The following is a 16,131-nucleotide window of genomic DNA, read 5'->3' as shown; positions in this document are numbered from 1 at the left end:
ATAGCGCCTTCCGCGGTCACCGTGGACGGTCGCCTCCATTCCCTCTCGGCCATAACATCGAATCAACCGCACGTGTTCATGTGCCTGCCCTGTGTCCAAGTGCGCGAAGTGCGCGGTTGGACGGCTCGGCGAGGGAAACAGCCGACGCGGATCGCGCGGCGAGGGGGAATGATGAACGGCACCGCTGGTCGCACTCTGCCCTTGTTTGATTCCCAGGAAGGAATCTGGCTGGCGCAGCGCGTGGAAGGCTCCCGCCGGATGTACGGGGTCGGCCAGTACGTCGCGATAGCAGGGCCGGTCGACCCGGGGGTATTCGAGAAGGCGTTACGGCACGTCGTCGCCGAAACGGAAATACTGCGCGTGCGATTCGTGGCGGACGGCGACAAGGCGACGCAGGTCGTCGCTCCCGAGCATCTCCACGCCTCTTCTCTCCGCCTCCTTCACCGCGTCGATCTCAGCACCGACGACGATCCGACGGCGGCCGCCGAGAAATGGATGCGGGCGGAACTGTGTCAGGAGACGGGCCCGCATTCCGGCCGCCTCTTCTCTTACACCCTTTTCCGTCTGGCCCCTGACCGATACGTGTGGTTCCAGCGCTACGACCACCTGTTGATGGACGTTTTCGGCTGTTCCCTCGTGGCCCGCCGTGTCGCGGACGTCTATACGGCGATGCTGCGGGGCCGGACACCGGAACCGGCCGGACACGCCTCGCTCGACGACCTGCTGGAGCGGGAGGCCGCGTACCGCGTCTCGGAGCGTCATGCGCTCGACCGGCAGTACTGGCTCGACCACTTCGCCGACCGTCCCGACCCGGTCGGCATCCCTGGACACGGCCCGGCCGCACGGCCCGAGGGCGAGCGCAAGAGCGTACGCCAAGGCGAGCGGGAGAGTGTCTGGGAGGGCGAGCGGGAGCGTGTCTGGGAGGGCGTCGGCGAGAACCCGCACGAGGTGCTGCGGGAGACAGGGCAGCTGCCGCCGTCCGCCGTGGAGGCTCTGTGCGCGGCGGCCGCCCGGGCCGGGGTCGGCTGGCCCAGGCTCGTCGTCGCGGCGGTCGCGGCCTTCACCGGCAGGCTGACGGGATCGGCCGAAGCCGTCCTGAGCCTGCCCGTCTCCGGCCGCGTGAACGACCAGGCGCGACGGACCCCCTGCACGATGGCGAACATGCTCCCGCTGCGGCTGCCCGCGGCCGCCGGCATGAGCCTGCTCGACCTGGCCAGGGAGGCGGGCCGCGAGATCAGCGGCCTCCTCGCTCACCAGGGCTTCCGGGGAGAGCGGCTGCGCCGCGAACTCAACTGGCCGACGGGCGACCGCTGGCACTTCGGGCCCGCCGTCAACGTCATGCCGACGGCCGGCGAGGGCCTGTGGTTCGGCGAGCACCGGGGCATCGTCCGCGACCTGTCGAGCAGGCGCGTCGAGGACTTCGGCGTGCTGGTGAGCGGCTGGTCCGAGGGCGAGGGCATGCGGATCACCTTCGAGGCCGACCCCGCGCTGTACGACCGTGTCTGGGTCCGCGCGGTGCACCGGTCCTTCCTGACGTTCCTGGAGCGGGCGGTGCGGGAGCCGTCGGTGCCCGTGGGCCGCGTCGAGGCGCTGGACGGGGCCGAGCGCGCCGCGCTGGTGAAGGGGGGCGACGTCACCGGGCGGCCGGCGGCCGCGGAATCCGTGCCCGCTCTGCTCGCCCGTCGGCTCGCCTGGTCGATGGACGCCGTGGCCGTCGTCGACGGCGAACAGATCCTGACCTACGACCAGTTGGACGCGGCGGCGGGCCGGCTCGCGTCACATCTGGCGGGCGCCGGAGTGCGGCGCGGGGACCGCGTCGCGGTGGTGATGGAGCGCTCCGCCGAGCTGATCGTCGCCCTGCTGGCGGTGTGGCGGGCCGGCGCCGCGTTCGTGCCGGTCGATGTGGCGTATCCGGCGGAGCGGGTGGCGTTCCTGCTGGCCGACTCGGATCCGGCGGCGGTGCTGTGCACCAAGGCGCACCGGGACGCGATACCGGCAGGCACGGGGCCGGAGCCGATCGTGCTGGACGACCCCCGGGTACGCGCCGCCGTCGCCGCGTGCCCGGTCGACGGCCCCGCGGTCTCCGTGGGCGGGCAGGACCTCGCGTACGTGATGTACACGTCGGGGTCATCGGGGTTGCCGAAGGGCGTGGCGGTGCCGCACGGGGGTGTGGCCGCGCTGGTGGACACCGGCGCGGGTTGGTCCGTGGGCGCGGGTGACGCGGTGCTGATGCACGCGCCGCACGCCTTTGACGTGTCGTTGTTCGAGGTCTGGGTGCCGTTGGTCGCGGGGGGCCGGGTGGTGATCGCCGGGGCCCGCGTGGTGGACGCGGGGCGGGTCCGGGCGGCGGTCGTGGACGGGGTGTCGGCGCTGCATGTCACGGCGGGGATGTTCCGGGTGCTCGCGGAGGAGTCCCCGGAGTGCTTCGCGGGGCTGCGTGAGGTGCTGACGGGTGGTGACGTGGTGCCGCCCGGCGCGGTGGCGCGGGTGCGGGAGACGTGCCCCGAGGTGGCGGTGCGGCATCTGTACGGCCCGACGGAGATCACGCTGTGCGCGACGTGGCATGTGCTCCCCGCGGGTGTGCCGGGCGGCCCGCAGCTGCCGATCGGCCGCCCGCTCGGCAACCGCAGGGTGTACGTGCTGGACGCGGCGCTCCAGCCGGTCCCGGCGGGTGTGGTGGGTGAGCTGTACGTGGCGGGAGCGGGCCTGGCGCGCGGCTATGTGGGACGGGCGGGGCTGACGGCGGAGCGGTTCGTGGCCTGCCCCTTCGCCGCCGCCGGCGGGCGGATGTACCGGACCGGGGACCTGGTGCGATGGACCCGCGAGGGCGAGTTGCTGTTCGTCGGGCGTGCGGACGACCAGGTGAAGATCCGTGGGTTCCGGGTGGAGACCGGCGAGATCGAGGCGGTCCTCGCCGGGCACGGGTCGGTGGGCCAGGCGGTCGTGGTGGCCCGCCAGGACGGTCCGGGAGACAAGCGGCTGATCGGATACGTGACCGCGGACGGACCGGGTGCCGACGCGCAGGAGCTGCGTGCGTACGCAGCGGATCGGCTGCCCGAGTACATGGTCCCGGCGGCGGTGCTCGTCCTCGACGCGCTGCCCCTCACCGTGAACGGGAAGCTCGACCGGGCCGCCCTGCCGTCGCCGGACTTCATGGGCACGGGAGGCGGCCGTGGCCCCGCCACGCCCGTGGAGGAGGTCTTGTGCGGGCTGTTCGGCGAGATCCTCGGCCTCGGGCGGGTCGGCGCCGATGTGTCGTTCTTCGAACTGGGCGGTGATTCGCTGCTCGGGATGCGGCTGGTCGCCTGGGTGCGGGGGGTGCTGGAGGTGGAGGTCGGGATCGCCGAGTTGTTCGGCGCGCCGACCGTGGCGGGTCTTGCGCGGCTGATCGACGAGCGCGAGGACCGGTCCCGGGAGCGGGTCGTGCTGCGGTCGCGGGTGCGGCCGGATGTGGTGCCGTTGTCGTTCGCGCAGCAGCGGATGTGGTTCCTGAACCGGATGGAGGAGTCGGTTCCCGGGGCGGCCGCCGCATACAACCTGCCGCTGGCCATGCGCGTTTGGGGTGCGCTGGACGTGGTCGCGCTGGAGGCGGCGCTCGGTGATGTGGCCGACCGGCACGAGAGCCTCCGTACGGTGCTGCCCGACCGCGACGGTGTTCCGTATCAGCGAGTGCTGGACGGCGAGGAGGGCCGTCCGCCCTTTGCCGTGACGTCGATTGCCGAGGAAATGGTGTCGGAGGTGCTCGCCGAGCAGCTGGGGGAGGGCTTCGACCTGAGGGTGGATGTGCCGTGGCGGGTCCGGCTGCTGGTGGTGGGTCCGGGGGAGTTCGTGCTGTCGGTGGTGGCGCATCATGTGGCGGTCGACGGCTGGTCGATGGGGGTGCTGGCGCGGGACCTGGAGGTGGCCTACGCGGCCAGAAGAGAGGGCCGCGCGCCGAGTTGGACGCCGCTGCCGGTGCAGTACGCGGATTACACGCTGTGGCAGCGGGAAGTCCTGGGCGAGCTGGACGACCCGGCCACTGTGCGCGGCGGCCAACTGGACTACTGGCGCCACACCTTGTCGGGAGCACCGCGGGAACTGACGCTTCCCGCAGACCATGGCCGTCCCGCGGTGCCGTCGTACAAGGGGCGCCTGGTGACGATGGCGGTGGGCGCGGAGACGCATGCGCGGCTGGTCGAGATCGCCGGTCGGGGCAGGGCGACGATGTTCATGGTCGTGCACGCGGCGGTGAGTGTGCTCCTTGCCCGGATGGGTGCGGGGGAGGACATCCCGCTGGGGACACCGGTCGCCGGTCGCGGTGACGAGGCTTTGGAGGACCTTGCCGGGTTCTTCGTGAACACGCTGGTCCTGCGGACGGACCTCAGCGGCGACCCGACCTTCGTCGAGTTGCTGGAGCGGGTGCGGGCCACGGACCTGGCGGCGTACGCGCACCAGGACGTGCCCTTCGAACGCCTCGTCGAGGAGCTCAACCCTTCCCGCTCCCTGGCCCGCAACCCACTGTTCCAGGTGATGCTGGCCCTGCTGAACGTCCCCGAACCGGAGTGGAGGCTGCGGGGCGCGCGGGTGCGTCCGCTGCCGATGGTCGCGCCGGCCGCGCGGTTCGACGTCGCGGTGACGCTCACCGAACGGCGTGACGAGCGAGGCGCTCCGGCCGGGGTGGACGGTGAACTCCTGCTTGCCGCCGACCTGTTCGACGAGGACACGGCCCGGAAGCTGGCGAACCGCCTGGCGTGCGTCCTTGAGCAGATCGCCGCCGATCCACAGGTCCGGCTCAGTGACGTGGACGTCCTGACGGCGGACGAGCGCATGCGGGTCGTGGAGCGGTGGAACGACTCCGCCCTGCCGGTGCCGCCCTCGCCGGTCGTCGGCCTCTTCGAGGAGCGTGCGGCCCGCTCGCCGCACGTGGTGGCGGTGCGGTGCGGCACCGACGTACTGACGTACGGGGAGCTGGAGACGCGGGCGAATCGTCTCGCCCGGTACCTGGTCGGGCTTGGTGTCCGCCGCGAGGGCAGGGTGGGGCTGTGTCTGCCGCGTGGCGTCGACATGGTCGTCGGCGAGCTGGCGGTGTGGAAGGCGGGCGGGGCGTTCGTGCCGCTGGATCCGGAGTATCCGGCGGACCGGCTGGCGTTCATGGTGGCCGACAGCGGCGCGCAGATGGTGCTCGGCGTCGGCGAGCCCCCGGTCGCGGCCGTACCCACCGTGCGTCTCGACGACACGCGTACCGCGCGAGAGATCGCGGCGACGTCCGCCGAACCCCTTGGCGCGACCGTCCTGCCCGACCAACTCGCCTACGTCATCTACACGTCCGGGTCGACAGGGCGTCCGAAGGGCGTGGCCGTCGCCCACGGCGGCGTGGCGAACCTCGCCGAGGCCATGCGGCCGGCGATGGCGGTGGCCGAGGGCGTGGCCGTGCTGCAATTCGCGTCGTTCAGCTTCGACGCGGCGGTGCTGGACGTGGCGGTGACACTGGCCGCCGGAGGGACGCTCGCCATCGCCTCCGCCCAGGAACGGGCCGAACCCGCGGCGCTGGCCCGGATGATCGACGCGGCCGGGGTGAGCACGGCGAGCGTGGTGCCGTCGCTGTTGAGCGTGCTGGACCCGGCGGCCGTGCCCGGCGTCCGGAACTGGGTCCTCGGCGCGGAACTGCTGACCGCGGACCTCGCGAGCCGTTGGACCCCGCGGGCGCGGGTCTGGAACACGTACGGACCCACCGAGGCGACGGTGATGGCCACGCTCGGAGCGGTCGACGCCGGGATCGGCGCGAGCGACGAGCCCCCGCCGATCGGACGTCCGCTGGCCACCATGCGGACCTACGTGCTCGACGGCTTCCTGCGGCCGGTGGCCCCGGGTGTCGCCGGTGAGCTGTATGTCGCGGGGCCCGGTGTGGCGCGCGGCTATGTGGGACGGGCGGGGCTGACGGCGGAGCGGTTCGTGGCCTGCCCCTTCGCCGTCGGCGGGCGGATGTACCGGACCGGGGACCTGGCCCGGTGGACGGCCGACGGCCAGTTGCTCTTCGCCGGGCGCGGGGACGACCAGGTGAAGATCCGGGGCTTCCGGGTGGAGCTGGGTGAGGTCGAGGCGGCGCTGACCGCCCACCCGGCGGTCCGGCAGGCCGTGGCGGTCGTGCGCGAGGACCGGCCGGGCGACCGGCGCCTGGTCGCCTGTCTTGTACCCGAGGAGGGACGGCACGACCTGGACGCCCGGGAGATCCGCCGCCAAGTGGCGCTCCGCCTCCCGGAGTTCATGGTCCCGTCGGCCCTGCTCGTCCTCGACGCGCTGCCGCTGACGGTGAACGGCAAGGTGGACCGGGCGGCGTTGCCCGCGCCGGACCTCACCACACGGGTCCATGGCCGGGAGCCGCGCACGCAGACCGAGGAGATCGTGTGCGGGCTGTTCGCGGAGGTGCTCGGACTCGAGTGGGTGGGGGCCGACGACGGGTTCTTCGAACTGGGCGGTGATTCACTGCTGGCGATGCGGCTGGTCGCCCGGGTGCGGGGGGTGCTGGAGGCGGAGGTCGGGATCGCCGAGTTGTTCGGCGCGCCGACCGTGGCGGGTCTTGCGCGGCTGATCGAAGAGCGCGAGGACCGGTCCCGGGAGCGGGTCGTGCTGCGGTCGCGGGTGCGGCCGGATGTGGTGCCGTTGTCGTTCGCGCAGCAGCGGATGTGGTTCCTGAACCGGATGGAGGACTCGGTTCCCGGGGCGGCCGCCGCATACAACCTGCCGCTGGTGCTGCGTGTTTCGGGTGCGTTGGACGTGGTCGCGCTGGAGGCGGCGCTCGGTGATGTGGCCGACCGGCACGAGAGCCTCCGTACGGTCTTCCCCGACCGCGACGGTGTCCCGTACCAGCGGGTTCTGTGCGAAAGCGCGGGCCGCCCGCCCCTGACCGTCGTGCGGACCGACGAGGAGCTGGTGTCGGAGGTGCTCGCCGAGCAGCTGGGGGAGGGTTTCGACCTGCGGGTGGATGTGCCGTGGCGGGTCCGGTTGTTGGTGGTGGGTCCGGGGGAGTTCGTGCTGTCGGTGGTGGCGCATCATGTGGCGGTCGACGGCTGGTCGATGGGGGTGCTGGCGCGGGACCTGGAGGTGGCTTACGCGGCCAGAAGCGAGGGCCGCGCGCCGAGTTGGACGCCGCTGCCGGTGCAGTACGCGGATTACACGCTGTGGCAGCGGGAAGTCCTGGGCGATCTGGACGACCCGGAAAGCACGCTCGGAGGCCAACTCGCCTACTGGCGTGACGCGTTGGCGGAGCTGCCGCAGGACATCGCCCTGCCCGCCGACCGGGCCCGGCCCGCGGTGCCCAGCTTCGAAGGGCGCCTGGTGCCGGTGGCGACGGACGCCGGGACGCATGCGCGGCTGGTCGAGATCGCCGGTCGGGGCAGGGCGACGATGTTCATGGTCGTGCACGCGGCGGTGAGTGTGCTCCTTGCCCGAATGGGTGCGGGGGAGGACATCCCGCTGGGGACACCGGTCGCCGGTCGCGGTGACGAGGCCCTGGAGGACCTTGCCGGGTTCTTCGTGAACACGCTGGTCCTGCGGACGGATCTCAGCGGCGACCCGACCTTCGTCGAGCTGCTGGAGCGGGTGCGGGCCACGGACCTGGCGGCGTACGCGCACCAGGACGTGCCCTTCGAACGCCTCGTCGAGGAGCTCAACCCGGCCAGGTCCCTGGCCCGCACCCCCCTGTTCCAGGTGATGCTGACCCTTCAGAACGTGCCCGAAGCCACATGGGATCTGCCCGGCGTGCGGGTGAGCCCCGCGCCGCTGCCACCCCGGCTCGCGGCCCGCTTCGACCTGGCGATCTCGATGGTCGAACGCCGCGACGTCCTCGGCGCCCCGGCCGGGCTGGACGGCGAACTCCTCTTCGCCACCGACCTGTTCGACGAGGACACGGCCCGCACGCTGGCCGGGCGCCTGGCACGCGTCCTCGCGCAGATCGCCGCCAATCCGCAGATCCGGCTCAGCGACGTGGACGTCCTGACGGCGGATGAGCGTATGCGGGTCGTGGAGCGGTGGAACGACTCCGCCCTGCCGGTGCCGCCCTCGCCGGTCGTCGACCTCTTCGAGGAGCGTGCGGCCCGCTCGCCGCACACAGTGGCCGTCGAATCGGGAGAACGCGGCGAAGACGCCCTGACCTACGGCGAGTTGGCGGCGGAAGCGGCACGTCTCGCGCGGTACCTGGTGTGTGCGGGCGTGGGCCCCGAACGCCGGGTGGCGGTCGTGGCGGAGAGATCGCCGGCGCTGGTGGTGTCGCTCCTCGCGGTCTCGATGGCCGGCGGGGTGTACGTCCCCGTGGACCCGGAGTATCCGGCGAACCGGGTAGCACACCTGCTGGCCGACTCCGACCCGTCGGTGGTCCTGTGCACGACGGCGACACGGGGCGCGGTACCGACGGAAGCCACCGGGAGCCCGAGCCACCCGAACGCGACGAAGCGCACGGGCTCCGCGCGCCGGATCGTGGTCATCGACGACCCGGCGGTCGCCCACGACGTGGCGTCGTACGCGGCCGGCCCGCTGCGACCCGCGGAGCGCCTGGCGCCCCTGGCGGAGGGCAACGCCGCGTACGTCATCTACACCTCGGGCTCCACCGGCACCCCGAAAGGCGTCGCGGTCACCCACCACGGCCTGCGCAACGTCGTCGAGGACAACCTCCGGCGATACGGACTCGACGAGGACAGCCGCGTCCTGCAACTCGTCTCGCCGAGCTTCGACGTCTCCATGGCCGACATCTGGCCGACGCTCTGCGCGGGCGCGCGCCTGGTCCTGGCGCCGGCGAGGCTCGACGCCTCCGGCGACGAACTGACCCGCCTGGCACGGGCCCGGCGCGTCACCCACCTGGCGACGACCCCCACGTATCTCATGCAGATGCGCGCGGAGGACCTCCCGGAGCTGCGGCTGCTGATCATCGGCGGCGAGCCCATGCCGCCCGAGGCCCGCCGCCGCTGGCAGCGGGGCCGCACCATGTACAACCAGTACGGCGTCACCGAGGCGACGATCATCTCGACGGTGAGCGCGGTCCGGCGCGACCACGACGGTGCGACGCCGATCGGCGGCCCGATCGCCAACACACGTGTGTACGTGCTGGACACGTCCCTGCGGCCGGTGCCGGTCGGTGTGCCCGGCGAGCTGTACGTCGCCGGTGCCGGGCTCGCCCGCGGCTATCCGGGGCGGGCGGCGCTCTGCGCGGAGCGCTTCGTCGCGAGCCCGTTCGGGGCGGGGGAGCGGATGTACCGCACCGGGGACGTCGTGCGGTGGACCGGCGAGGGCGAACTGCTCTTCGCGGGCCGCGCCGACGACCAGATCAAGGTACGCGGGCACCGGATCGAGCCCGGCGAGATCGAGTCCGCTCTCGCGGGCTGCCCGGGTGTGCGCGAGGCCGTGGTGACCCTGCGCGAGGACCGCCTGATCGGCTATGTGGCCGCCGACCCGGAGGCGGTGGACGGGCGGACGGTACGCGCGTACGCCGCCGGGGTCCTCCCCGAGCACATGGTGCCGACGGCGGTCCTGGTCCTGCCCGCGCTGCCGCTGACCGCCAACGGCAAACTGGACCGGGCCGCGCTCCCCGCGCCCGACTTCGCCGAGCGCGTCTCGGGCCGCGAGCCGCGCACGGAGACCGAGCGCATCCTGTGCGACCTGTTCGCCGAGATGCTGCGCCTCGAACGCGTCGGCGCCGACGACGGCTTCTTCGAACTGGGCGGCGACTCCATCAGCTCCATGCAGCTGGTATCGCGGGCCCGCAGGGCGGGGCTTGTCATGACGCCCCGGCATGTGTTCGAGGAGAAGACGCCCGAGCGCCTCGCGGCCGTGCTGGAGGCGGCGGGGACGTCGGAACGCGCCGTCGCCGACGTCGGCGTGGGAGAGCTGCCCTGGACGCCGGTGATGCGGGCGTTCGGTGAGCACGCCACAGGCGCGCGGTTCGCCCAGTGGATGACCGTCGGCGCGCCGGCGGGGCTCGGCCTCGACGTGCTGGCCGCCGCGCTCGGCGCCCTGCTCGGCACACACGACATGCTGCGGGCGAGGACCGTCCCTGGCGAGCCGAAGCTGATCGTCGGCGAGCGGGGGTCGGTGGACGCCGGGAGCCTCGTCGCGCGCGTGGACGCGGCGGCCGCGGCGGCCGTTGCCCTGGACGACATCGCGGGACGGTCGGCGTCGGCGGCGGCCGAGCGTCTCGATCCGGCCGCCGGTGTCCTGGTGCGGGCCGTCTGGGTCGACGCGGGGCCCGGCCGCACCGGGCGGGTCGTGCTCGTACTGCACCACCTGGTGGTCGACGGCGTGTCCTGGCGCATCCTGCTCCCGGACCTCCGGGCGGCGTGCGAGGCGGTGGCCGCCGGGCGCCCGCCTCGGCTGGACCCGGTGGGAACCTCGTTCCGGCGCTGGGCACACCTGCTCGCCGCGCAGGCACACGACGAGAGGCGGGTCGCCGAACTGGACGGCTGGATCTCGGTGCTCGGCACGGCCCGGCCGCCGCTGGGCACGAGGGCCCTGGATCCGGCGAAGGACACCGCGCGGACCCTCCGCCGGCGCTCGTGGACGCTGCCGCCGGAGCAGTCGGCCACCCTCGTGGGCCGGACCCCGGGAACCTTCCACTGCGCGGTGCGCGAGGTGCTCCTCGCGACCTTGGCGGGCGCGGTCGCGCACTGGCGGCCGGAGACCGCCGACGGGCTCCTGGTGGACATCGAGGGACACGGCCGTGAGCCGCTGGAGGGTACGGACCTGTCCCGTACCGTCGGATGGTTCACCGGCGTGCACCCGGTCCGCCTGGAGGTGACCGCCGCCGACCTGGACGACGCCATGGCCGGCGGCCCGGCGGCGGGTATGTTGGTGAAGGCCGTGAAGGAACAGGTCCGGGCCGTGCCCGGCGACGGCCTCGGCCACGCGCTCCTCCGGTACCTCAACCCCGAGACACGCCCGGTCCTGCGGGCCGCGCCGACCGCGCAGATCGGCTTCAACTACCTCGGCAGGTTCGCCGCCGCGACGGCGTCGGGCGAGGTCGGCGACTGGCAGCCGGCCGGGGCGGCGGCGGTCGGCGGCTCCACCGAACCGGAGCTGCCGGTGATGCATGTGGTGGAAGGGCTCGCGGTGGTCAACGACACCCCGGACGGACCCGAACTGACCGTCACCCTGAGCTGGCCCGGACAGCTCCTGGAAGAGCCCGACGTGCGGCGCCTGGGCCGCGCCTGGGTGCGGATGCTGGGCGGTCTCGCCGCCCACACGAACGAACCCGCCGCCGGTGGCCACACACCTTCCGACTTCCATCTCCTCGACCTCGAACAGGACGAGGTCGACCAGTTCGAAGCGATAGCAGCCAAGTTCGAGGAGGGCCTGTCCCGGTGAAGTCTTGGACCGCCGCCGAGGAAGCGGCCCACGCATCGGCCGACGCATCGGCCCACGGACCGGTCTCCGCACCGGCGCACGGATCGGCGCACGGGTCGGTCCGCGCGGTCCGCGCTTCGGCCCACGCATCGGAGCAGGGCCCCCGCCGTGGCTCCGCCCTGGCGGGAGTGTGGCCGCTGTCGCCGCTCCAGGAGGGGCTGCTGTTCCACGCCGACTTCGACGACCGGGGCCCCGACGTCTACGCCGTGCAGTTCCAGCTCGCTGTCGAAGGCCCGCTGGACGCCGACCGGTTACGGGCGTCCTGGGAGGCGCTCCTCGACCGGCACGCGGCGCTGCGGGCGAGTTTCCACCGCAGGAAGTCGGGCGAGGCGGTCCAGCTCATCGCCCGCAACGTGGCACTGCCCTGGCACGAGGCCGACCTGTCGGCGCCGGCGGAGCCCGACCGCACGGCCCTGGCCGAGGAACTGGCCGCGCGGGAACGGGCGGAGCGCCTGGACCTCACGGTCCCCCCGCTGCTCAGGCTGCTCCTGATCCGGCTCGGCCACCACCGGCACCGGCTCGTCGTGACCTCGCACCACCTCCTGATGGACGGCTGGTCGATGCCGGTCCTGCTGGACGAGCTGTCGCGGGTCTACACCGCGGGCGGCGACGCCTCCGTACTCGAACGGGCCGCGTCGTACGGCGACTACCTGGTGTGGCTGGGCCGACAGGACAAGGAGGCGGCGCGGGCCGCCTGGCGGGCGGAGCTGGCCGGCCTCGACGAGCCGACCCTCGTGGCACCCGCGGAAGCGGGCGGAACGCCGGTACTGCCGGACGAACACCTGATATGCCTCCCCGAGACGACCACCCGGGCCCTCGCGGAGACAGCCAGGGCGCAGGGCCTGACGGTGAACACGGTCGTGCAGGGCGCGTGGGCGCTGGTCCTCGCGCGCCTCACGGGCCGCACGGACATGGTCTTCGGCGCGACCGTCGCCGGGCGCCCCGCGGAACTGCCGGGCGCGGAATCCATGGTGGGGCTGCTCATCAACACGTTGCCCGTACGGGTACGTCTCGACGGCGGGCAACCGGTGGCGGACATGCTCAGGCGGTTGCAGGAACGCCAGTCCGCCCTGATCGCCCACCAGCACCTCGGGCTCTCGCAGATCCAGAAGCTGGCAGGTCAGGGAGCCGTCTTCGACACACTCGTGGTGTACGAGAACTACCCCGCGCCGCCCGCCGGGCCGACCACCCCCGGCGCCCCCACCTTCACCGTCTCGCCGGGCGAGCAGGCGACCAACTACCCGCTGACCCTCGGCGTACTGCTGACCGACCGCCTCCACGTGCGCTTCACGTACCGGCCCGACCTGTTCGACCAGGGAACGGTCGCCGGGCTGGGGCGACGCCTGGAGCGGGTGCTCGAACAGATGGTGGTGGATCCGTCGGTGCCGGTGGGTCGGGTGGAGGTGACGGATGCCGTGGAGCGTGGGCTGGTGGTGGACACGTGGAGCGCGACGGTGGGGCGGGTGTCGGGTGTGTCGGTGCCCGGGTTGTTCGCCGGGCAGGTGGCGCGTGAGCCGGGCGCGGTGGCGGTGGTGGATGGTGGAGTCGGGCTGACGTATGGGGAGTTGGCGGGGCGGGCGGGTCGTTTGGCGGCGTATTTGGTGGGGTTGGGTGTGGGGCGGGGTGATCGTGTCGCGGTGGTGATGGAGCGGTCGGCTGATGTGGTGGTGGCGTTGTTGGCGGTGTGGGAGGCGGGCGCCGCCTACGTTCCGGTGGACCCCGAGTACCCGGCGGAGCGCGTGGCGTTGCTGCTCGCGGATTCGGACCCGGCGGCGGTGGTCTGCACTGGTCGGACGCGAGGGGCGCTGCCGGAGAGGTCGGCGGCGCGCCCGGTGGTGGTCGTGGATGACCCCGAGGTGGCGGCGGCGGTCGCTCGGTGTCCGGCGGGTCGGCGAGCCGGGGTGGTGGTGGGGCCGGAGGATTTGGCGTACGTGATGTATACGTCGGGGTCGACGGGTGTGCCGAAGGGTGTGGCGGTGCCGCATGGGAGTGTGGCTGCGCTGGCCGGGGACGCGGGTTGGTCGGTGGGTCGTGGTGATGCGGTGTTGATGCATGCGCCGCATGCCTTCGATGTGTCGTTGTTCGAGGTGTGGGTTCCGTTGGTTTCCGGGGCTCGGGTGGTGGTGGCCGGTCCGGGTGCGGTGGATGCGCGGGGGGTGCGGGAGGCGGTTGCCGGGGGTGTCACGGCGGTGCATGTCACGGCTGGTCTTTTCCGGGTGCTCGCGGAGGAGTCTCCGGAGTGTTTCGTGGGGTTGCGGGAGGTGTTGACCGGCGGGGATGTGGTGCCGGTGGGGTCGGTGGCGCGGGTGCGTGAGGTGTGTCCTGAGGTTGTCGTGCGGCATTTGTATGGGCCGACGGAGGTCACGTTGTGCGCGACGTGGCATGTGCTGCCGGTGGGCGCCGGGGGTGGGCCGGTGCTGCCGATCGGGCGGCCGCTGGGAAACCGGCAGGTGTACGTCCTGGACGCCTTCCTGCGTCCGGTCGGACCGGGTGCGGTGGGCGAGGTGTATGTGGCGGGGGCGGGTCTGGCGCGGGGTTATCTGGGGCGCTCGGTGTCCACGGCGGAGCGGTTCGTGGCGTGTCCGTTCGGCGGGGGCGGGCGGCGGATGTACCGGACGGGGGATCTGGCCCGGTGGTCGGCCGAGGGTGAGTTGCTGTTCGTGGGGCGTGCGGATGAGCAGGTGAAGGTCCGTGGTTTCCGGGTGGAGTTGGGGGAAGTCGAGGCGGCCCTTGCGGGGCATGACGCGGTCGGTCAGGCGGTGGTGGTGGCCCGGCAGGACGGCCCGGGTCTCGGCGAGAAGCGGCTGATCGGATATGTGACAGCGCACAGCCGAGACATCGACGCGCAGGAGTTGCGTGCATATGTGGCGGACCGGTTGCCGGAGTACATGGTCCCGGCGGCGGTGGTCGTCCTGGACGCGCTGCCGCTCACGGTGAACGGGAAGGTAGACCGCGCGGCGCTTCCCGCGCCGGACTTCGCCGCACGGGCGGTCGGACGCGAGCCGCGCACGGAGCCGGAGCGCATCCTGTGCGGGCTGTTCGCCGAAGTGCTCGGTCTGGAGCGGGTCGGGGCCGAGGACGGCTTCTTCGAGCTGGGCGGCGACTCGATCAGCTCCATGCAGCTCGCCTCACGCGCCCGCCGATCGGGCCTGGTGGTGACACCTCGGCAGGTCTTCGAGGAGAAGACACCGGAACGGCTCGCGCAGGTCATGGCGGCGGTCGGGCAGGAGGCCGCGACGGTGGACGTGGGTGTGGGCGAGGTGCCCTGGACGCCGGTGATGCGGGCGCTCGGCGAGCGGGCCGCCCATCCGCACTTCGCGCAGTGGGTGGTGGTCGGGACCCCGGCCGGCCTGGGCCTCGACGTACTGACCATCGGGCTGGGCGCGGTCCTGGACACGCACGACATGCTGCGGGCCCGCACGGTGCCTGGCGAGCCGAAGCTCATCGTCGGCGAGGCCGGTTCGGTGGACCCCAGGGCCTTGCTCCTGCGGGTGGACGCGGCGGAAACCGGGCCCGGGGGCGCGGACGCGGTGGCGCGCGCGGCGGCGCGGCGGCTGGACCCGGCGTCCGGAGTGATGGTCCAGGCGGTGTGGGTGGACTCCGGCCCCGTCCGAGCCGGTCAACTGATCCTTGTCGCCCACCACTTGGTCGTGGACGGCGTGTCCTGGCGGGTGCTCGTGGCGGACCTGCGGGCCGCTTGCGAGGCGGCGGCCGCCGGGCGCGCCCCACAACCGGACCCGGTGGGTACGTCGTTCCGGCGCTGGGCGGAGCTGCTGACCGCGCAGGCGAGCGACCGGCGGCGCCTCGCGGAGTTGCGGGACTGGCTGAAGCTGCTGGGCGAGCTCCCGTCCGCCCTGGTGCCCACGGCTCTGGACCCGGCCTCGGACACCGTACGCACCGTGCGCCGTCACACGTGGGCCGTGCCTCCGGAACAGGCCGAGACGCTGCTGACGCGCACACCGGCCGCGTTCCACTGCGGCGTGGACGATGTGCTGCTGGCCGGGCTGATGGGCGCGGTCGCGTACTGGCGGCCGGATGCCGCCTCCGGGATGCTGGTCGACGTCGAACAGCACGGCCGCGAGCCGCTGGACGGCACGGATCTGTCGCGTACGGTCGGCTGGTTCACCAGCGCGCACCCCGTCAGGCTGGCCATGGCGGAGGTCGATCCGGCCCAGGTCCTGACCGGTGGCCCAGCCGCCGGCGCCCTGGTGAAAGCCGTCAAGGAACAGGTGCGCGCGGTGCCGGGCGACGGGCTCGGATACGCACTGCTGCGTCACCTCAACCCCCAGACCGGACCGGTCCTCGCGACCGCCCCGGCCCCGCAGATCAGCTTCACCTACATGGGCCGCTTCGCCGCCGAAGCGGCGGAAGACGGGACTGGCGGAGCCTGGCGGATGGCCGCGGGAAACGCCATCGGAGGCTCCGTCGACCCGGAAACTCCCCTGCGGCACCTGCTGGACGTCGGCGCGATGGTCCGGGGCACCCCGGACGGGCCCGAGTTGACGCTCACGGTCAGCTGGCCCGGCCGACTGCTGGAGGACACGGACGCGGAACGCCTCGGGCGGGCCTGGGCGGACATGCTCGGCGGCCTCGCGGCCCACACCGTGGCCCCCGCCTCGGGCGGGCACACGCCCTCCGACTTCCCGCTCCTGGACCTCGCGCAGGACGAAGTCGACGAATTCGACCGACTTGACTGACCCGACCGAGTCAGCCGCCCACACCGACCGCACACCGACCGCTCGGTCCAACCGATCAAACCGGTCC

2 protein-coding genes are annotated in these 16,131 nt (G+C 73.0%); both read left to right on the top strand.

Features of this window, described 5'->3' with window-relative positions:
• Positions 1 to 78: 78 nt before the first annotated feature.
• Positions 79 to 11,328 (top strand): amino acid adenylation domain-containing protein, encoded by an 11,250-nt coding sequence (locus tag ACF062_RS36525; protein ID WP_392144145.1) that lies wholly within the window; start codon positions 79 to 81, stop codon positions 11,326 to 11,328.
• Entirely contained in the window at positions 11,325 to 16,064 is a 4,740-nt protein-coding gene (locus ACF062_RS36520; protein ID WP_392144143.1) for an amino acid adenylation domain-containing protein, read from the top strand. The genes ACF062_RS36525 and ACF062_RS36520 overlap by 4 nt, the downstream gene beginning before the upstream one ends.
• Positions 16,065 to 16,131: the final 67 nt, after the last annotated feature.

The sequence above is a fragment of the Streptomyces sp. NPDC015345 genome (genome assembly GCF_043078805.1).
In the GTDB taxonomy this organism is placed as follows: domain Bacteria; phylum Actinomycetota; class Actinomycetes; order Streptomycetales; family Streptomycetaceae; genus Streptomyces.
The sequence above is the reverse complement of the archived record's forward strand: the minus strand, read 5'-3'. Positions and strand labels throughout refer to the sequence as shown.